The 18634-nt window shown below is 69.4% G+C and carries 19 protein-coding genes; 5 read left to right on the forward strand and 14 right to left on the reverse strand.

Features of this window, described 5'->3' with window-relative positions:
- Positions 1-38 precede the first annotated feature (38 nt).
- The gene (locus ACWCQM_RS06760; RefSeq protein ID WP_014155201.1) at positions 39-1070 is read left to right on the forward strand and encodes an alanine racemase; all 1032 of its coding nucleotides are present in this window, start codon (positions 39-41) and stop codon (positions 1068-1070) included.
- Between the two features lie 15 nt (positions 1071-1085).
- Here ACWCQM_RS06760 and ACWCQM_RS06765 read toward each other — a convergent pair whose 3' ends face one another.
- Both ACWCQM_RS06765 and ACWCQM_RS06770 read right to left on the reverse strand, forming a co-directional pair.
- A complete protein-coding gene (locus tag ACWCQM_RS06765) occupies positions 1086-2594 on the reverse strand; it encodes a glycosyltransferase family 87 protein (protein ID WP_450914230.1) in 1509 nt (502 codons plus the stop codon).
- A gap of 164 nt (positions 2595-2758) precedes the next feature.
- Positions 2759-5464: a transglycosylase domain-containing protein gene (locus ACWCQM_RS06770; RefSeq protein WP_450914231.1), complete on the reverse strand. Its 2706-nt coding sequence runs from the start codon at positions 5462-5464 to the stop codon at positions 2759-2761.
- A gap of 388 nt (positions 5465-5852) precedes the next feature.
- Here ACWCQM_RS06770 and ACWCQM_RS06775 point away from each other — a divergent pair, with 388 nt between their 5' ends.
- From ACWCQM_RS06775 to ACWCQM_RS06785, 3 genes are all read left to right on the forward strand, one after another.
- The gene (locus ACWCQM_RS06775; protein WP_450914232.1) at positions 5853-6554 is read left to right on the forward strand and encodes a helix-turn-helix transcriptional regulator; all 702 of its coding nucleotides are present in this window, start codon (positions 5853-5855) and stop codon (positions 6552-6554) included.
- 62 nt (positions 6555-6616) lie between these two features.
- A complete protein-coding gene (locus ACWCQM_RS06780) occupies positions 6617-7699 on the forward strand; it encodes an inositol-3-phosphate synthase (protein WP_267074705.1) in 1083 nt (360 codons plus the stop codon).
- 595 nt (positions 7700-8294) lie between these two features.
- Positions 8295-8528, forward strand: coding sequence for a helix-turn-helix domain-containing protein (locus ACWCQM_RS06785; protein WP_450914233.1), 234 nt, complete (start codon positions 8295-8297; stop codon positions 8526-8528).
- A 53-nt stretch (positions 8529-8581) separates the two neighbouring features.
- Here the strand turns inward: ACWCQM_RS06785 and ACWCQM_RS06790 are convergent, their stop codons facing one another.
- Positions 8582-8743 (reverse strand): hypothetical protein, encoded by a 162-nt coding sequence (locus ACWCQM_RS06790; protein WP_450914234.1) that lies wholly within the window; start codon positions 8741-8743, stop codon positions 8582-8584.
- Positions 8740-8895, reverse strand: a complete 156-nt coding sequence (locus ACWCQM_RS06795; RefSeq protein ID WP_450914235.1) for a hypothetical protein — start codon at positions 8893-8895, stop codon at positions 8740-8742. Before ACWCQM_RS06795 ends, ACWCQM_RS06790 begins: the two co-directional genes overlap by 4 nt.
- Before the next feature lie 577 nt (positions 8896-9472).
- On the opposite strand from ACWCQM_RS06795, the gene ACWCQM_RS06800 reads away from it, so the two are divergent.
- Positions 9473-10702 (forward strand): transcriptional regulator, encoded by a 1230-nt coding sequence (locus ACWCQM_RS06800; protein WP_450914236.1) that lies wholly within the window; start codon positions 9473-9475, stop codon positions 10700-10702.
- On the opposite strand, the gene ACWCQM_RS06805 is transcribed toward ACWCQM_RS06800, so the two are convergent.
- The 10 genes from ACWCQM_RS06805 to ACWCQM_RS06850 form a co-directional block, all read right to left on the reverse strand.
- Entirely contained in the window at positions 10683-11345 is a 663-nt protein-coding gene (locus ACWCQM_RS06805) for an HAD family hydrolase (RefSeq protein WP_450914237.1), read from the reverse strand. The genes ACWCQM_RS06800 and ACWCQM_RS06805 overlap by 20 nt on opposite strands.
- A gap of 768 nt (positions 11346-12113) precedes the next feature.
- Positions 12114-12425 (reverse strand): hypothetical protein, encoded by a 312-nt coding sequence (locus ACWCQM_RS06810; protein WP_450914238.1) that lies wholly within the window; start codon positions 12423-12425, stop codon positions 12114-12116.
- Between the two features lie 60 nt (positions 12426-12485).
- On the reverse strand, positions 12486-12704 hold the full coding sequence (locus ACWCQM_RS06815) for a hypothetical protein (protein ID WP_450914239.1): 219 nt from the start codon (positions 12702-12704) through the stop codon (positions 12486-12488).
- The gene (locus ACWCQM_RS06820) at positions 12701-12859 is read right to left on the reverse strand and encodes a hypothetical protein (protein ID WP_450914240.1); all 159 of its coding nucleotides are present in this window, start codon (positions 12857-12859) and stop codon (positions 12701-12703) included. The genes ACWCQM_RS06815 and ACWCQM_RS06820 overlap by 4 nt, the downstream gene beginning before the upstream one ends.
- A gap of 8 nt (positions 12860-12867) precedes the next feature.
- On the reverse strand, positions 12868-13746 hold the full coding sequence (locus ACWCQM_RS06825; RefSeq protein ID WP_450914241.1) for a peptidoglycan-binding protein: 879 nt from the start codon (positions 13744-13746) through the stop codon (positions 12868-12870).
- Between the two features lie 58 nt (positions 13747-13804).
- Positions 13805-15208, reverse strand: coding sequence for a D-glucuronyl C5-epimerase family protein (locus tag ACWCQM_RS06830; RefSeq protein ID WP_450914242.1), 1404 nt, complete (start codon positions 15206-15208; stop codon positions 13805-13807).
- Between the two features lie 62 nt (positions 15209-15270).
- Positions 15271-16020 (reverse strand): hypothetical protein, encoded by a 750-nt coding sequence (locus tag ACWCQM_RS06835; protein ID WP_450914243.1) that lies wholly within the window; start codon positions 16018-16020, stop codon positions 15271-15273.
- A complete protein-coding gene (locus ACWCQM_RS06840) occupies positions 16021-17151 on the reverse strand; it encodes a hypothetical protein (RefSeq protein ID WP_450914244.1) in 1131 nt (376 codons plus the stop codon). It lies immediately after the preceding gene.
- A complete protein-coding gene (locus tag ACWCQM_RS06845) occupies positions 17151-18221 on the reverse strand; it encodes a hypothetical protein (RefSeq protein WP_450914245.1) in 1071 nt (356 codons plus the stop codon). Before ACWCQM_RS06845 ends, ACWCQM_RS06840 begins: the two co-directional genes overlap by 1 nt.
- A gap of 19 nt (positions 18222-18240) precedes the next feature.
- Positions 18241-18634: phage distal tail protein (locus tag ACWCQM_RS06850; RefSeq protein ID WP_450914246.1), on the reverse strand; the 394-nt coding region annotated here is incomplete at its 5' end.

Raw genomic sequence — 18634 nt, forward strand, 5'->3', positions numbered from 1 at the left:
CTCTGCACCGCAGCCACCAGAAAGGTTCCGGGCCGGCCATGGCGCTCTCCCTCTACGTCGACACCGCGCGCTGGCGGGCGCACCAGAAGTCCGTCCTGGACCAGTTCCCCGGTCTCGTACCCGTCTGCAAGGGCAACGGATACGGCTTCGGGCACGAGCGGCTGGCCGACGAGGCGATCCGCTTCGGATCCGACATCCTGGCCGTCGGGACGACCTACGAGGCCGCCCGCATCAAGGACTGGTTCAGCGGCGACCTGCTGGTGCTCACGCCCTTCCGCAGGGGCGAGGAGCCGGTGCCGCTGCCCGACCGCGTCATCCGTTCCGTCTCCTCCGTCGACGGGGTGCACGCCCTGGTGGGCGCGCGGGTGGTCATCGAGTGCATGAGCTCGATGAAGCGCCACGGCGTGAAGGAGGAGGAGCTGGGACAGCTGCACGCGGCCATAGAGGACGTACGTCTCGAAGGCTTCGCGCTGCACCTGCCGCTCGACCGCACCGACGGTTCGGACGCCGTCGAGGAGGTCATCGCCTGGATGGACCGGCTGCGCGCGGCCCGGCTGCCCCTGCACACGATGTTCGTCAGCCACCTTCGGGCGGAGGAGCTGGCGCGGCTCCAGCAGCAGTTCCCGCAGACCCGCTTCCGCGCCCGCATCGGCACGCGGCTCTGGCTCGGCGACCACGAGGCGACCGAGTACCGCGGCGCGGTGCTCGACGTCACGCGCGTCGTCAAGGGGGACCGGTTCGGCTACCGCCAGCAGAAGGCCGCGTCGGACGGCTGGCTGGTGGTCGTCGCCGGCGGCACGTCCCACGGCGTCGGCCTGGAGGCGCCGAAGGCTCTGCACGGCGTGATGCCGCGCGCCAAGGGCGTAGCGCGCGCCGGACTGGCCACGGTCAACCGCAACCTGTCACCGTTCGTCTGGGCGGGCAAGCAGCGCTGGTTCGCCGAGCCGCCGCACATGCAGGTGTCGATCCTCTTCGTGCCGTCCGACGCGCAGGAGCCGAAGGTCGGCGACGAACTGGTGGCCCATCTGCGCCACACCACCACCCAGTTCGACCGCCTCGTCGACCGGTAGACCCGGCCCGCCCCCTCACCCGGAGGAGGCGGCTCCGCCCGCCGTGCCCCACTCCACCCGCGGTCCCTCGACCGCGGGTTCGGCGTATGGGGGCGGCTGCGGGTCCGTCTGCCGCAGGGCGACGCGGTCCGGCGCCCCGTCGAGCACTCCGCCCGACGGATCGTCGGACCCGTCGCGCCGCACAGGGTCCCGCTCCGGCATCAGGATGTCCCTGACGATCACGGCGCACAGGTACAGCGTCCCCAGCAGATGCAGGATGATCGCGACCTGATAGCCCTCCTGCGGCAGTCCCTGGTGCTTGTCGCCGCTGGTCGTGTACGCGAGGTAGAACCAGATCCCCAGGAAGTACATGACCTCGCAGGCCTGCCAGACGAGGAAGTCCCGCCAGCGCGGCCTGGCCAGCGCGGCCAGCGGGATCAGCCAGAGCACGTACTGCGGTGAGTAGACCTTGTTCGTCAGGATGAAGGCCGCCACCACCAGGAACGCCAGCTGGGCGAAGCGCGGCCGGTTCCGTGCGGTCAGTGCCAGCCCCGCGATGCCCGCGCAGAGCACGATCATCAGCAGCACCGACGCCGTGTTCACCGTGTCGACGTCGATGGGCCGGCCGGTGCGCTGGGTGATGATCAGCCAGAACGAGCCGTAGTCGATCTGCCGTTCCTGGCTGAACGTGTAGAACTTCTTCCACCCCTCGGGGGCGTACACCATGACCGGGAGGTTCACGAGCAGCCAGGACGCCGCGGCGCCGAACAACGCCACCCCGTACGCCCGCCACTTCCCGGCCCGCAGGCACAGCACCAGCAAGGGGCCCAGGAGCAGCACCGGATAGAGCTTCGCGGCGGTCGCCAGGCCGATGAGGATGCCGAAGGCGAGCGCCCTGCCCCGGGACCACATGAGCATCGCCGCGGCCGTCAGCGCGACGGCGAGCAGGTCCCAGTTGATCGTCGCGGTGAGCGCCAGTGCCGGAGCGAGAGCGACCAGCAGACCGTCCCAGGGGCGGCGCTTGTGGGTGCGGGCGACGCACAGAGCGAGGATCACCGCGCAGACCATGAGCATGCCTGCGTTGACCATCCAGTACATCTGCTCGCGCTGCTGGACGGCCTCCGAGGAGGGCGTCAGCGTGAGCCAGGACGCGACCTGCATGAACAGCCCGGTCAGTACCGGGTACTCCAGATACGCCATGTCGCCGCTGAGCCGGTCGAAGTACGGCACGAGCCCGTCGGCGAAGCCGCGCCCGGCGAAGAGGTGGGGAATGTCGGAGTAGCACGCGTGCGTGTACTGCGAACTTGTGCCGCGGAACCACGCCCAGTCGTAGCACGGGATCTTCTGCACCATGCCGAGTGCGAACATCCCGATCGCCACGAGCACGATGACGCGCACCGGCGTGAGCGGCCCCGATCCGAACCGCGCCCAGCGGCCCGCGGGCCCGCCGATCAGCTCGCTGCCCGCTGCTGCGATCTCGTCCTGTCGCGTGGGGGGTACGACGGACGGCTCCTGGTGCACGCTCGTGTCTTCTGCGCTTGGCATGCCGCACATCCTGCCGTACGGCGCTGTGTGCGGGCGTGGGCCACGTACGGACACACGAGAGGGCCGTCGGCACCTGGCAGGTGCCGACGGCCCTCGTCGTGCGTGTCCGGGGCCCTTACGGGGTTCCCGGAGGGTGGTGGCGCCGGCCACCACCCCCGGTGGCGCTATCCGCCGCCGCCGAGGAACCCGCCGTTGCCGTTGCCGTTGCCGTTGCCGTTGCCGTTCGACGTGCCGTCCGTCGTCCCCTCGGTCGTCCCCTCGGTGGTCCCCTCCGTGGTCCCCTCGGTGGTTCCTTCCGTGGTCCCCTCGGTGTCCCCTTCCGTGGACCCCTCGGTCGTCCCGCCGTTCTGGTTGTTCTTGCACTCCCAGTCGAGAGGTGCACACGTCTCGCTCGGCGAGGGGGTCGGGGAGGACGGGGTGGGCGGAGGCGTCGTGGGCATCTCGCTGGACACCGACGGCGAAGGCGTCGGGCTGGGAGTCGGGCTGGGGCTGGGCGCGCCGCCTCCGTAGACCAGGTCGCCGAGGGGTTCGGGCTTGGGGAATGCCTTGACCTTCGTGCCCTTCACCGCTTCGGCCATGTAGTCATGCCAGATCTGCGCGGGGAACGAGGCACCGTGGATCTTCTCCTCGCCACCCGTCCCGAACATCTCCAGGAACTCGCGGTTCTTCTTCGTCTCGTCGTCGTCCAGCCGGAACATGCTGACGGCCGTGGACAGCTGCGGGGTATAGCCGACGAACCAGGCCGACTTGTTGCCGTCGGTGGTACCGGTCTTGCCGGCCACGTCACGCCCCTCCAGCTGGGCCGGCGTACCCGTCCCGTTCTCGACGACGTTCTTCAGCACGTCGGTGACGTTGTCCGCGATCGCGCTCGAGAACGCGGGCTTGGTCACCGTCTTGTGCTGGTAGATGACCGTGCCCTCGTGCTTCACCTCGGTGACCGAGAAGGGCTCGCGCTGCTTGCCGCTCGTGGCGAAGGTGGCGTACGCGCCCGCCATCCGGATGGCACTCGGCGAGGAGGTACCGATGGAGAACGAGGGATAGTTCGAGTCCGCCAGGTACTGGTCGTCGCGCAGTCCCGCGTCGAGGGCGGCCTGCTTCACCTTGTCGGTGCCGACGTCCATGCCGAGCTGGACGTACGGGGAGTTCGCGGACTCCTGCATGGCGTAGCGCAGGGTGATCGGTCCGTAGTCGTGCTGGCCGTCGTTGGTCTGGAGCCAGTCGTTCTGGTCCTTGTCGCGCCAGATCTCGCCGTTGTACTTCTTGATCTGCAGCTTGTTGTCGCCGTTGTAGACGCTCTTCGGTGAGACGAGGGTGCGCTCCGACTCACTCTGCGTCTCGCCGCCGGCGGGGTTGCGCTTCCCGTACTGCATGGCGGCCGCCAGCACGAACGGCTTGAACGTCGAACCGACCTGCGCGCCGGTCGCGTCGGCGTTGTTGGTGTAGTGCTGCGTCGCGTCCTGGCCGCCGTACGTGGCGACGATCGCGCCCGTCTCTGTGTCCACCGACGCGCCGCCGAATTCGACGTGCGAGTCCAGGTCGGGGCGCTTCTCCGGGTCGATCTTGGCCTTGTAGACCTTCTCGACCGACTGCTCGAGCTGCTTGACCTTGTTCTTGTCGAAGGTCGTGTGGATCTCGTAGCCGCCGAGGGCCAGTTCCTTCTCGGTGATGTTGTCCGTGTTGTGCGCCAGGAAGTACTTCGTGGCGAGGTCGACCAGGTAACCGGTCTGGCCGCCCAGCTTGGCGTCCGCCTTCTTGGGCTTGGGCATCGGGAAGGTCTTGAACTTGGCGCGCTCCGCAGCGCTCAGCCGGCCGTCCTTGACCTCCTCGTCGAGGATCCACTTCCAGCGCGCCTTCGCACGCTTGGTGTTCTTCTCCTTCGTGGCCTGCACCGGGTCGACGTCGGGAGCACCCGCGGGGTCGTAGTAGCTCGCGCCCTTGAGCAGCGTCGCCAGGAAGGCGCACTCGCTCGCGTTCAGCTCTTGGGCGTCCTTGTCGTAGTACGTACGCGCCGCGGCCTGAAGTCCGGAAGCACCGCGTCCGTAGTAGGAGACGTTGAGGTACCCGGCCATGACCTCGTTCTTGCCCACGGTCTCGCCGACCTTGAGCGTGATGAAGAGTTCCTTGAACTTCCGACTCAGGGTCTGGTCCTGGGTCAGGCGGGAGTTCTTCACGTACTGCTGGGTGATCGTCGAACCACCCTGGGTCTCGCCGCCCTTGGCCATGTTCCAGACGGCGCGTGCGATACCCATGGGGTCGATGCCCCGGTCGGTCTCGAACGACTTGTTCTCGGCGGAGATGACGGCGTTCCGCATCGCCACGGGGATCTGGGCGTACTCGATCTCCTGGCGGTTGACGGACCCGCCGGTGGCGACCATCTGGGTGCCGTCGGCCCAGTAGTAGACGTTGTTCTGGGCCTTGGCGAGGTCGTTGACCTCGGGCGTCGTCACCAGGGCGTACGCGATGCCGGCGGCGCCCATCATGAGACCCAGGAAGCCCAGGCAGAGGCCGGAGACCAGCTTCCACGAGGGCACCCAGCGGCGGGCGCCGTACTTGCCGGCCCGCGGGTAGTCGATGATGCGCTTCTTGCCGGAGTCCCCGCGGCCCCGGCCGCGGCCCTCATGGCCTGCGCCGTCGCCGCCTCCCCGCCGCCTTCCTCCGCCTCCGCCTCCGCCTCCACCGCGCTGGGCGGCGCGGCGGGCCTCGGCACGGCCTCCGTACGACGGCTCATCGCCGTATGCGCCGGAAGGTGATGACTGTGTTGCTCTGCGTGACGAATCGGTGCGACGTCCAGCAGGCTGTTGGGCGGCTCGTCTGGCCGCTGCACGCCCGCCACCTTGCGGTTGCGGCGCTTTGCGACGGTGCTCGCTCATCGAACGACTACTCCTCGGGCAGGCGAGAGCGCCTGGAAGCGGCAGTTGAGATCCGGTCCCCCCGAATTACGGACAAGCCCTGCGGAAGGCTCACCCGCAGTACATCCGGCAGTCCGCGATAACTGACGCTCGGCGGCGTCTCACGGTTCCCGGTGGTCTGCATGCCGCACAGACTACGCACGGTCAAAAACCTCCGGAGACCGAACTTCACCCCAAACAACGCAAGTCGCTCCCTATGAATCCTTTGATGTGACGCCGCTCACGAACCGCGCCCTTGTCGAACATCACGGGCCGATCTATCGTGCTGATGTATCGAGTCGATACATCAGCACGGCATAAGGTGGGTCCAGCGGCCCCGCGGAAGCACCAGGCGAAGGAGGAGGCGAAGGTGAGCAGACGCTCCGGCATCCTCGAATTCGCCGTACTCGGCCTGCTCCGCGAGTCCCCGATGCACGGATATGAGCTGCGCAAGCGCCTCAACACATCGCTGGGCATCTTCCGCGCCTTCAGTTACGGCACCCTCTACCCCTGCCTCAAGACGCTGGTCGCCAGCGGCTGGTTGATCGAGGAGCCGGGGAGCGTTCCGGCGTCGCCGCCGGCGACGAGCCGCGGGGTCGCCCCCGCGTCCTCGCTGGCCGGGCGTCGCGCCAAGATCGTCTACCGGTTGACGGCTGAAGGTAAGGAGCACTTCGAGGAGCTGCTCTCGCACACCGGCCCCGACGCCTGGGAGGACGAGCACTTCGCCGCTCGCTTCGCCTTCTTCGGGCAGACGGAGCGCGATGTGCGGATGCGCGTGCTCGAAGGCCGCCGCAGCAGGCTGGAGGAGCGCCTCGAGAAGATGCGCGCCTCTCTCGCCCGCACCCGTGAACGACTCGACGACTACACGCTTGAGCTGCAGCGACACGGCATGGAGTCCGTGGAGCGCGAAGTGCGCTGGCTGAACGAGCTCATCGAGAGTGAGCGTTCGGGACGGGATCAGCGACGATCCTCGCCCGAGAGCTCCCCTCAACAGGACACAACAGGAGCGACGGGCGGCCTGCCCCGGCACCGGGACAACACCCGGCCGGATCCGCCCGACGACACCAAGTGAAACCTCCGAGGAGCCGCAAGGCGCCGTCGGGGAACACCGAGAACACACAGGGAGCAATCGGCATGGGTTCGGTTCGCGTAGCCATCGTCGGCGTGGGCAACTGCGCCGCCTCACTGGTGCAGGGCGTCGAGTACTACAAGGACGCCGATCCGGCCGGCAAGGTGCCCGGTCTGATGCACGTCCAGTTCGGCGATTACCACGTGAGCGACGTCGAGTTCGTCGCCGCCTTCGACGTCGACGCGAAGAAGGTCGGCCTCGACCTCGCCGACGCCATCGGCGCCAGCGAGAACAACACCATCAAGATCGCCGACGTGCCGAACACGGGCGTGACCGTTCAGCGCGGTCACACCCACGACGGCTTGGGCAAGTACTACCGCGAGACGATCGAGGAGTCCGCCGAGGCCCCCGTCGACATCGTCCAGATCCTCAAGGACAAGCAGGTCGACGTCCTCGTCTGCTACCTCCCCGTCGGTTCCGAGGTGGCTGCGAAGTTCTACGCGCAGTGCGCCATCGACGCCAAGGTCGCGTTCGTCAACGCCCTCCCGGTCTTCATCGCCGGCACCAAGGAGTGGGCGGACAAGTTCACCGAGGCCGGTGTCCCGATCGTCGGCGACGACATCAAGTCCCAGGTCGGCGCCACCATCACGCACCGCGTGATGGCGAAGCTCTTCGAGGACCGGGGTGTCATCCTGGACCGCACGATGCAGCTGAACGTCGGCGGCAACATGGACTTCAAGAACATGCTCGAGCGTGAGCGCCTGGAGTCCAAGAAGATCTCGAAGACGCAGGCCGTCACCTCGCAGATCCGTGACCGTGAGCTCGGTGCGGACAACGTCCACATCGGCCCCTCGGACTACGTGGCCTGGCTGGACGACCGCAAGTGGGCGTACGTGCGCCTCGAGGGCCGCGCCTTTGGTGACGTTCCGCTGAACCTGGAGTACAAGCTCGAGGTCTGGGACTCCCCGAACTCCGCCGGCGTCATCATCGACGCTGTGCGCGCCGCGAAGATCGCCAAGGACCGCGGCATCGGTGGCCCGATCCTCTCGGCTTCCTCGTACTTCATGAAGTCCCCGCCGGTCCAGTACTTCGACGACGAGGCCCGCGAGAACGTCGAGAAGTTCATCGCCGGCGACGTCGAGCGCTGAAGCATAGCTCTCTGACCTGCGACGTTATCCGCTTCACGGATCACTGACACACAGCCGAAGGCGCCCCCGGCGCACAGCGCGTACCGGGGGCGCCTTCGGTTTGCGCAGGTCTCAGGAGGCCTGCGGGAGAATACCGAGCTTGATCATCTCCCAGGATTCTCCCCACTTCACCCCGTCGGAGCCTGACCGATTCGGCCGGCGACGTAGGGCCGACCCACGCTCAGGGCCCGAGCCCGGCGCCGTTCCTCCTCACGGAGGATGCAGCTGCCGCACATCAGGAACTCCGTCGACCGCACCGTGGCGATGAGCACCACGGCTCGGCCATCGTCCTGACAGCGGAAGCACGTCCCGGTACAGAGCCATTCGTAGGCCGCCAGGATCGCGTCAGGTGTCCATGCGCCCGGGTCCCCGATCACATCTGCTCTCCTGGTCGGCGCCGCCTTGCTGACTCTGGAGTCAGCTCACCACGCCTCATGCCACTGCTCAAGATTGAATCGTAGCTTCACTCGAACGTGTGAACGAATTACCCTCACGGTGGCCAAAAAGCGTCAGGCGTGACGCTGACACGAAATCACGCAGGTCAGACGGTTGTCGAGTGCCCCGTGACCTCCCCGACCGGATCCACCAGCAGCGGAGGGATCTCGGGGACCGCATCCGGGCCCTACGCAAGGGCCTACCTGCGACGCAAGAGCGGCTTGCAGAGATGACCGGCATCGACCGGCGCACGCTGCAGCGAATCGAGCGCGGCACGAGCGACCCGAAGTACAGCGACCTCGCGCTGCTCGCCGAGGCCCTGCACGTCACCGTCGCAGACCTGGTTCGGTGGTGACCCCGCCTGCGGCCCGGATCGGCGCGATCGGCGCGGGCCGCAGGCGGGGGGTCTCATCGGTTGCGCCGCTGGTCGGCCAGACGTTCCGTGCGCGTCTCCTGGAGCCACACGAGGTCGTCGAGCACCGGGTCCTGCTCCGCCCGGCGGCGCACGTGCCGGCGGGGCTTCTCGGCCTGCGGCTGCTCAGGCTGCGGCGTCGGCGGTGTCGCGCTCATCGCTGGACCTTCCGCCACGGGTCGAGCTCGGCGGCGGTGGGGCACTGCTTCTTGTCGACCCAGCACGTGCGGCAGGACAGGGTGTGCACGACGTATTCGGCGTATCCGGCCCCGCCAAGTACGGGTGCAGGTGCCACGGGTACCTCGCTCATCCGTTCACTCCTACGCGAGGCGAGACGGCATCCTCGAGCGCAGCCTGTAACGCCGACGGGTCCGTGATCCAGGCGCCCGGGCCGGGGCAGACGCGCCAGCGCGGACCCGGCCCCTGCGTGCGCCGGTCCGGTGGAACGACGACATGGTCGTCCTCCCCCAGAACCCGGGTGCCATCGACATCCCAGTCAGCCGCAGCCCCACGCGGGATGAAGAAGTAGAGCGCAGGCGCGGGCGCCGTCGGATCCTCAAGAACGGCTCCGGACCGGTGACCGAGGATGGCAAGCGCGTCAAGGCCGGCACTGCGAGGAACACGGACCGCATCCCACGCGCCGCCCGCCGCCTCCACTCTGCAGGCCTTGATCGTGCGAATGCTCGGGGGCACAGGCATCATCTCCTCGGCAGACGCCGCTGGGATCGGGTCTGTACAGACTGGCCCCACAGCGAGCTGTACACGAGGACTTGCAGAGGACTTTTGCTGTGAGCGATGCGGACTTTCATGCGCCCGAACAGGTGATGACTGGCCTAGCTAAGGGCCCACTGCCACACTTGCTTGACTGCCCATCACGGAGGTACGCCGTGCCGCAACCGGCCAGCAACACGCGATTGAGGGCGGCTCGCCTGGCCGCCGGGTACAACTCTCAGCAGGCTCTGGCCACCGCGCTGGACGTCGGCGTCCGACAGGTACGGCGCTGGGAGTCGGAGGCCCCGCCCTGGCCACACCCCGACCTGCAGGAGCGCCTCACCCGCACGCTCGGACAGTCCATGGAAGCGCTGGGTTTCCGCGCCCCCTCTGGCCGAGACAGGGCCCCCGAACCACGGCGTCTGCAGAGGGCATCCGCGCCCGGCGTTCTCGCCGCCGTCCCCGCCCAAGCGACCGCCGCGCTTCAACCGGCCACCGTGGCCACCGACTACGAAGCAGTGACCCGCGCACACCGCCGCCTGTACTGGAGCGTCGCACCAGCCACCCTGCACCCGGCCGTCCTCGCTCACGCGGCGCTCGGCTGCGCCCTCCTCCCGGAGACCGCCGGGCAGACCCGCGCATCAGTCGCCTCGGCTCTCGCAGAGAGCTGGCTGCTCGCGGGCAGGGTGGAGTTCTTCGACTTGCAGGAGCCGGAGCGCGCTGCAGCCACCCTGCTGCGCGCCCTGCAAGCTGCGGGTGAGGCGGATGACCAACTGCTCGGTGCTGCTGTCCTCGCGCACACCGCGTTCATCCCGGCATGGGACGGCCGCCGGGACGACGCCGTGCAGCGACTCGTCGCCGCCCGCACGTACGCACGCCGCGGCTCCGCACCCGCCATCCTGCTTGCATGGCTGGACGCGGTGGAGGCCGAGTGCGAGACGCGCGCCGGGAACACGCGGACCGCGCTCCACCTCATCAGCCACGCCGAGGACCTCCTGGCCGACGACGTCGACCAGGAGCAGGCGCCCGAGTGGCTGGACTGGTTCAGCTCTGTACGGCTGCAGGCATTCCGGGGTGACACCGAGCTCCGCGCCGGCCACCTGCCGCAGGCGCGCACCACCCTGACAGCAGTTCTCGAGGCGCTGCCCGCGGACGAGGAGAAACAGCGCTCTGTGGTCCTCGGCGACCTTGCCGCAGTCGAGGCCGCGGCCGGGTCACCCGAGGCCGCATGCGAGCACGCGCTCAGTGCCCTCGACCAGCTCGAGCGCACCTGGTACGCCACCGGCATGGACCGTATCCGCGAGGTCCGCCGGGCCCTGGCACCGCACCAGCGCGAGCCGTGCGTGCGCGCCCTCGACGAGCGGCTGTACGGCTGGGCAACTACCGTCAGCGCACTCGCCCGTTGAACTCCTGGATCAGCGGCGACAGCTCGAGGAGGCTCTCAACCCGGAACGTGGGAAGCTCCCGCGCCTCATCACTGTTCCACTGGATCGTCGCCCATGGGCCCCGGCGCACGAGGGCGGTCTGCATCCCGGCCGAGCCCGCCGGACGCAGATCGTTGTCGACACGGTCGCCGACGTACAGGATCTCGGCGGGCTCGGCCGGGACGACCTCGGCGACCCGATCGAAGAATGCCCGATCAGGCTTGCTCGCGCCCCAGTCGTCGGATGTGCCGATCAGGTCCACGTCCTGCGTGAAGAGCTCCCGCAAGATCTTTCCCGCGCGTACGGTCTGATTGCCGGCGATGCCGAGCCAGAGCCCATCCGCCCGCAAGGCCTTCAGCGAGTCGCGGACCTCGGGGTACAGGTCCTCCTCGCCGAACGTCTCCGGCTTCCCTGCAGCTGCACGCGCCTCGCGCTCGGCGTACAGGTCGAAGCCCGGCTGGAACTCCTGGAACACATCTCTGTAGTCACGGCCCTGGGCGATGACCGCTCCGAACATGGCGGCGAAGGTGTGCCGGGGCACGCCGAGCCAGTCGGCCCAGGTGCCGTACTCCCTGGTCTCGTCTACCAGACACTCGCCTACGTCGAACACCACCGCACGAATCATGCGGTGATCGTAGAGGGGAGTCCTGGACGCACGAAAGCGCCCCCTGCCCGGCCCCGGTGAAGGGGCAGGCAGGGGGCGTGAGTCACGGGCGTCGGCGCTCGGGCACGAGCGCGGCCGGGGACGAGGTCGGCGTGGCAGGGCCGGGGGAGGTGGGTGGTGGGGCGTCGGTCCGCCGGCACATGAGGCCGTCCGGGTCCCCCGGTGGTGGCTGCAACGTGTACCCGTCCGGGCATGACGGGCCGGCAGGCCCGGCAGGACCTCGAGGGCCCTCTGCCCCGTCCTTGCCGTCCGCCCCATCGATCCCGTCTTTCCCGTCCGCTCCTGCAGGACCGGTCACCGCTGGACCCGGCGCACCCTGCTCCCCGGTCGCACCGGGAGGCCCGGTCACCGCAGGACCGGGCGGGCCAGTCTCCCCATCCTGCCCAGCCGGTCCTCGAGGACCTGCCGGGCCGGGTATCGGCACCGGCACCTCGACACGGTCCGGCAGATCGTCCACGGCCGCGGCCGGGTCCGGAGCGGCCGGGGTACCGCCCTCGGCCTGGATCTGCGCGCGCAACGTCCGCACGTCGCCCGCGAGGGTGGACACTGCGGCTCCACGCCGGTCGGCCTCGGCCGCCACCTGCAGCGTGCGGTCCGCCTCGGCCTCGATCCGCAGCCACACCAGGACGATCGCCCCCGCCAGGATGGCCAGCACAGCTGCCACGGCCAGCGCCCGCCAGCGCCTGGCCAGAAGTCCCGCGGCGCGGTGTCGCGGCTCGGTGTGGGTCGTCACGGTGTCGGCCCTCCCAGGGCGGCGATCTGTCGGTCACGGTCGGCGATGCCGGCCTCCAGCTGCGCGACGCGCAGCTGGAGCGCCGCGTGGTCCGCCCGCTCTTTCGCGAGCTCGGCGTAGGCCGCCGTGAGTTCGGCCCGCATCTCGGCGCGCTCCTCCTGGAGCTCGTTGACGAGGCCGCCGTACCCGGTCATCACCGCACCCTGGTGCGAGGCCCTCGCATTACTGCGCTGGCCGATCAGTGCGGCCGCGGCTGCTGCGAGCCCGACGACGATCGTTCCGACGGCGCCGAGCGTCGCAGCGTCCACGTGCTACCTCCTGTACATGGGGCGGTCACACCCCGGCCGAGCTCACCAGGACGAGTTGGGTCAGGTGCCCGACGGTCCGCGGTACGTGGTGGTCATGAGGTCGTCCTGGGCGGGCCGGTTGGGTACGGCGTAGGTGATGCCCCAGGCGCCGAGCACGGCGAGCACGATCGTGACCGTCTCGCCGGTCGTGAGGACCTGGTCCTGTACGGCGGTGACAGCGGCGGTCGCTCCGGCCGCGACGCCGGCGACGAGCGACTTGGCCATGGCAGGGATCTTCATGAGGATTCCTTCTCCTGGTAGTTCGGGCCCCGGAACGTCTCCGGGATCTCGGGGGCGGGCGTACGGGATTCGAGGTACTGGCGGATCACGTCCCGTGCGACGGGTTGAAACAGCCGGTGGGCGACCTGCGGGTCACAGGGCGGATCTACGGACACGACGCTCCTCAGGAGTTGGGGACCTTGAGCCGGTCCCAGCTGGACTTGCCGGGGATGCCGTCGGCGGCGGCGCCGGAGTAGCCGCACTTGCGCTGCCACGCGGCGTAGGACTGCCGGTCAGCCTCGGACCAGGCCGGGCCGGGGCCGACCTTGTACCGGCCGCAGCCCTCGGCGACCAGCCGCTTGCCCATCGCCGTGACGATCGCGCTGCGGCGGCCGGCGCGGAAGAACGCGGCCCCGGGGAACGGCTCGTACCACGGCACCGAAGGCTCGGGCGCGGTGGACTCCGGCGCCTCGTCCTCCAGGCGCTCGTGGATCCGGGCGCGCATCGAGTCCATGGTGAAGCCACGCGGATCGATCTTCCCCGGCTGCCACTCCAGGTGACCGATCACCGACCGGTGACCCCAGCCGTGCGCCCGGCAGATCGCGGCCCCGACCCGCTCGATCGCCTCCAGCTGCGCGGCCGGCCACGGGTCCTTCCCGTCGCCGAGGTTCTCGCACTCGAACCCGTAGAAGGAGCGGTTGCCGTCGGTGTTCGCCTCGTTGTCCGCGGGCAGGGCGCGCTCGTCGATGACAGCCTGGAGGACCTCTTCGTCGCCCAGGCCCGCGTGATTCGCGCGGCCGTAGCCGACGAGGTGCACTCGCCCGTCCTTGGTGATGACGCCGTGGCAGAGCGGGCCCGGCAGAGCGGAGTGTCCGTGGCGGCAGAGGTCGACAGTGTGGGCAGATCCCGTGGTGACCGTGTGGTGGAACATCACCCCGTGCACGGGGCCCCATGAGCCCTTGTGGTTGCGGTTGTGGGTACGCCAGTCGCCGACCTGGACGACGGTCAGGCCCTCGTCCTGCAGGGCCTTGAGGAATCTTGCTGCGGACATGGGTGCGGCCATACGAGTCTCCAGACATGACGAAGCCCCGGGCCGACAGGCGCGGGGCGGGTGGGTGGGGTCAGCTGACAGCGGGTTCCGCGTCGGCGGTCACTGCGGATGCGGGCACCCAGTACCCGGCCTCGTCCCCACCACTGAGCCGGAAGTGGGGGCGGCCGTTCACGATGGCGCGCCGGTCGCACGTGGCGGTGGTGATGGTCACCGCCTGGGTGCTGGTCACGGTGCCGTCGGCGGCCACGTCGTAGACGTCTACAGGGGTGCCGGGCCCGGTCAGGGCCCGTTCGGGACGGTAGACCGTGGGCAGGAAGATGCCGCGCAGGTACGCCCGCGACCAGTTCTCGCCGACCCACCACCCGGCGTAGGCCCCGGCGCTGATTAGGAAGTAGATGCCGCGACCCTGGATGCGGCGGCGCATCGAGGCAGGCGCGGACGTGCCTCGGGTGAAATTCACGGATTTCGACTCCAGCAGAGCATCCCCCTTCGAGGAGGACCAGGCGCCGGATGCCGCGGTGTCGAACTGGTAGAGGACGTGGCTGCCTGCCTCGAAGCGGACCGTGCCGGACACCCCGGGCGCCGGGAAATCGTCGACGAGCCGGTCGACGGCCTCGGCGAAGTCCGGGCTGCCGGTCTGCCGGTGCAGCTGCGTGAAGAGGTTGATGTGGTGCTGGTGGTACGTCGGGGCTGGGATGCGGTGAGTCTGGCAGTAGTACGAGACCCACCGCTGGTTCCGCAGGAGCGGGACGAACCTGGCGATCATCGTCGCGCACGCGTCGTACAGGTCCGCCGCGACCTCGCTGCCGGTCGCCCGCACGTAGTCGTACAGCCCGAACATCGCGAAGATCATCCCGTTGTACGTGTAGTCACCGGCACCCGGCGTCGCCCCCGGGTACTCCTGGATCCACACGAAGCCGGAGCGGTCCACGTTCACGCACCACGGCTCCGCCTCGTCGTGGACAAGCAGCGAGGCGAGCGCCCCTTCGGCCGCCGCCATGTACCGGGCTCGGTCCTCGGTGCTCACCGCGTCAAGCTCGGCGAGCTGCACGAACAGCGAGATGACCTCGCCCTGCGCCATGCCCGAGTACCAGGGCGCCTGGTAGTCGACACCGGTGTGCACGGCGTGCGTGAAGTCGAAGCCGTAGGGGAACCACCAGGCGCCGCGGGCCTCGACGTGCCGAGCGATGAGCCGCTCCGCCTGCGCCCGCGCCCGGGTCAGGAACAGAGCCCGGCGGGTGGCATCGGTCTCGGTTCGGTAGCTGGCGATGCAGCCGAGCCCGAACTGCGCCTGACCGACCGGATGGTCGTGGCCGATGGCGCCGCCGTCGGGGTAGTAGAGGTACTCCCCGGCCGAGGTCAGCCGGTACGAGCCGGTTGACGGCGAGACGTTCTCCCATCGGGTGGGCCGATCGCGCCAGGGCAGCATCGGCTCTGGCAGGTCGGTGGCGAGGCGGTAGCCGGTCTGGTTCATGGGTCTCCAGGCATGACGAAGCCCCGGCCGGAACGGCTCGGGGCGGGCGGTTTCTAGTCGTGCTACGTCTGTCGGCTGTACATCATCAGGATCTGTGCGGCGGCGCTGCCGGTGCCGGTCACGCGGCGCGCCTGGACCTCGAGTTGGAACAGTGAGCCGATGTCGCCGGGGATGTCACCGGTGTAGTCGATGGTCGTGCCGATCGAGACAGTCGGCCCCCACGCCGATCCGTTGAGGAGCAGTTGCACGTCGCCGGTGGCCGTACCCACGGCAGCGGTCAGTCCGTACACACGCAGGCGGGGCTGCCATTTCGTGTTCCACGAGGTGCTGATCGTGCTGAATGCCGCCGTCGTTGACCGGGGCCACTGCGCGCTGTCGGATGCGGCGGGGGTGTTCATCGGCAGCCAGGGGCGGGCCAGCCCGGTTCCGCTGGCTGTGTCCTCGGCCAGGACGTTGTTCTTCTCCCTGTCGTAGAACGTCCAGGCCTGGGACTCGCTTCCGCTGGGCGGGTAGGCGTAGCACGCGAAGAACGCGGTGCCGTCTTCGCGCCGCAGCCAGATGCCTTGCTGTTTCGTTCCGTCTCCGTGGTCGAAGTCGCTGTCGCTGATTGCCCCGATGTCGACCATGCGTTGGCCGCTGGGGGTTTCCATCGAGAAGCGGCCGCCGTCCACGATCCGTAGCCCGCCTGACCCTACGGACGCGGCCTGCAGGCGCCGTGCCGCCCGCAGCTCGCGGACTTCTCGCTCGAGCGCCACCAGTCGGCGGGCCATGTCCGTGGCCCCGGAAGGGACCTGGTCACCTGCGGTAGGCATTCAGTCCTCCTCGACGAGTACAGGGCGCACCCGGTCGGCTCCGGGCTCAAGTTCCCAGGACCATGCGCGGGCGACGGTCTCGAGGCCGTCAGGGTGGCGGGGTGAATGGTCCACACAGATGCGGACGGTGTCGCCGAGCCCCCAGTCCCGGCCCAGGCGCGGGGCCTGGGACGCCACGGCTTCGACGGTCCAGACTTTCGCCCCGGTGGCCATCAACGCCAGAGCGCTGGCGGCGTGGGCGTTTAGCTGCGCGGGGTCGGTGATCCCAGTGGCCGGGGTCCACCGGTAGACGTACCGAGGCCATCCGGCCGCCTCGAGATCGGTGGCGACCAGTGAGCTACTGGACAGCCGGGAGTCCCCCTCGCCCTCGCCGCGGGCAAGGACGGCAGTGGCGCCTTTCCCGGCCTCGTAGGACTCGGCGAGGGTGTACGAGGTGACGCACCCGGGGAAGTCGAACACGGCCTCGGGGGCTGCCGCCTGGGTGCCTATGGCCTTGCGGACCCGAAGCGGGAGGACGAATCCGGTGTGGGCGGAGGACGCCCATTCCACGTCGATCGTCCACTCCGGGCCGCCCTCCTGGCCCATGACCTCTTGGAGGGTGGACAGGACGGTGCGGTCGTCGGAGTCCAGCACGCTGTAGTCCATCAACGCCCCCGTGTCGGGGTTGTCCAGGACGAAGGGCGGCCCCTGCGTGAGGGGAGACGTCATCAGGGCGCCGATCACGGCGGCCTGGTCCTCCTGAACGAGGACTCGGGTGCCGGTGTAGCGGCGGTCCAGGTAGGCCTCGGTCGTCGCTGCGCCGAGCTGCACCGTGTTCGACGAGCCGCCCTCGCGCACCAGGACAGCGCCCGCCCATACCGGCAGGTCGGTGTGCATGTCGACACCGACCAGGAGTGTGCGCCCTTGATCGGTGGCCTCCTGCCAGCCTCGCGGCGCCCCGCCCAGGTCCAGCTCGAAGGTGGTACTGGTCGACTGGCCCAGCCGACGGGACAGCGGGCCGGTGGGGCGCAGGCTGGGCAGGTCCTCGATGATCTGCCCGGTCCGTAGGTCGCACCCGTACCAGGCCAGCTCCACCGGGTGAGCGGTCGGTCCGACCGGCCGGGCCATGGACTCCAAAAGGGCCTTGTCCATCAGGAAACTCGCTGCAGGCGCAGGTGGGAATGTGCAAACAGCGTGGTGGCAGTCGCACCGGACACCGACTGCGCCCAGGCGAGAGCGAGGGTGCCGGCCGTGGTGACGGTGGCTGTGCCCACGATGCGGCAGGCCAGGGTGTTATTGGTGCCGATGGCGCCAATCTGCTGCATGCTGGTGCCGATGTCGGTGACCGCGCCCCACCGGGGCAGAGCCGCGAAACCGGCTGCCGAGGGGTCTTGGGCGTCGGGCCACCATGCGCCGGTGGTGCCTGCGGGGGCGATCCAGCCGAGGCGTAGTTCGTTCGTGGAGTCGCCGGCGTAGAGGACCATGGCGTCGATCGCGTAGGTGCCGGGCACCACGGACAGCGACATGTGCGGGTCGGCGGTGATCGTGATGGTGCTCGCCCGCGCCGTATTGGCCGTCTTCCGGCCCCAGAGCACGCGGCCGACGCCCAGCGGCTGTACGTACCCCCACGCGGTGCCGTCGTAGCGCTGAAGTCCGGTCCCGTCGTCGCGGTACTGGCCCACGTAGTACCCCGCGGCGGAAGGATCGGGGAGAATCCCGCCGGCCGCCACGGTCTTGGCCACGATGTTGTTCACCGACGGAGAGCCACCTCCGGACGCGGGCACGCTGATCGTGGCGAGCGGCAGGTAGATCTGCGTCCCGGCCGGCGTCGGCGCGGCTGGTGTGGAGGACGCGGTGCCCGGCAGGTAGACGGCGTCCGCGGTGTTGAGCCCGGAGGCGTCCACCGAGTTGTCCCAGACCCGCAGGTACACCAGGTCGATGCGCGGCAGGGTGGCGTGCGCGGCATTCAGCGTGGCGGAGGCCCCGGAGTTCAGGGACACCCCGTAGACGCCCTGCCCGGACCGGTACACCCACGCGGTACCGGAGCCCACGGTGATGGCCGTCCCGGCCACGGACACCGCCAAGCCTCCGGACCCGGGCAGTACACCGCCGCGGGCACCCAAGGCGGTGCCGTCGCTCATCACGCCCATGGCCTGGACGCGGCGCAGCTCGGCCCCGTCGTAGGAGATTCCGTTGATCCATGTCGGGTCGACAGCCACCATCAGCGGCCACCTCCTTGAGTCAGAGCCACGCCGAGCGCCAGGTGACGGTCAGCAGTGCGGCAGGGTCGTAGGTGTCCGCAAAAAACTGGAAGGTGACCGCTTCGCCGGGCGGGATCACCGGCCACTGGGCGGAGAGGTAGCGCCGCCTACTGGCGGTGCCGTTGAGGATGGCCTGCTTGGAGTCGACGTCGATGACGAGGAACTCACCGGCGTTGATCGTCTCGGCGTAGTCGAGCTGGCGAACCGTCGAGTCCTGGTACTGGGCGTAGACCGCCGGCATCGATACGGGGCCGTCGATCCGCAGCACCGGGGACGTTGCGGCCGTCCCGGCGTTGACCGCGGTGATCTGCCCGGACGCGGTGGTGGCATCCAGCGTCACCGGCAGGGTGACCGGCGGAGTGATGCCCCCGGTG

Source organism: Streptomyces sp. NPDC002125, assembly GCF_053593715.1.

Bases quoted from the DNA above. Each gene is read 5' to 3' on its own strand.
- ACWCQM_RS06835 (WP_450914243.1), bottom strand. From the start codon at position 16,020: ATGCCTACCGCAGGTGACCAGGTCCCTTCCGGGGCCACGGACATGGCC.
- ACWCQM_RS06845 (WP_450914245.1), bottom strand. From the start codon at position 18,221: ATGGTGGCTGTCGACCCGACATGGATCAACGGAATCTCCTACGACGGG.
- ACWCQM_RS06795 (WP_450914235.1), bottom strand. From the start codon at position 8,895: ATGAGCGAGGTACCCGTGGCACCTGCACCCGTACTTGGCGGGGCCGGA.
- ACWCQM_RS06830 (WP_450914242.1), bottom strand. From the start codon at position 15,208: ATGAACCAGACCGGCTACCGCCTCGCCACCGACCTGCCAGAGCCGATG.
- ACWCQM_RS06805 (WP_450914237.1), bottom strand. From the start codon at position 11,345: ATGATTCGTGCGGTGGTGTTCGACGTAGGCGAGTGTCTGGTAGACGAG.
- ACWCQM_RS06770 (WP_450914231.1), bottom strand. From the start codon at position 5,464: ATGAGCGAGCACCGTCGCAAAGCGCCGCAACCGCAAGGTGGCGGGCGT.
- ACWCQM_RS06815 (WP_450914239.1), bottom strand. From the start codon at position 12,704: ATGAAGATCCCTGCCATGGCCAAGTCGCTCGTCGCCGGCGTCGCGGCC.
- ACWCQM_RS06825 (WP_450914241.1), bottom strand. From the start codon at position 13,746: ATGGCCGCACCCATGTCCGCAGCAAGATTCCTCAAGGCCCTGCAGGAC.
- ACWCQM_RS06840 (WP_450914244.1), bottom strand. From the start codon at position 17,151: ATGGACAAGGCCCTTTTGGAGTCCATGGCCCGGCCGGTCGGACCGACC.
- ACWCQM_RS06790 (WP_450914234.1), bottom strand. From the start codon at position 8,743: ATGAGCGCGACACCGCCGACGCCGCAGCCTGAGCAGCCGCAGGCCGAG.
- ACWCQM_RS06765 (WP_450914230.1), bottom strand. From the start codon at position 2,594: ATGCCAAGCGCAGAAGACACGAGCGTGCACCAGGAGCCGTCCGTCGTA.
- ACWCQM_RS06780 (WP_267074705.1), top strand. From the start codon at position 6,617: ATGGGTTCGGTTCGCGTAGCCATCGTCGGCGTGGGCAACTGCGCCGCC.
- ACWCQM_RS06760 (WP_014155201.1), top strand. From the start codon at position 39: ATGGCGCTCTCCCTCTACGTCGACACCGCGCGCTGGCGGGCGCACCAG.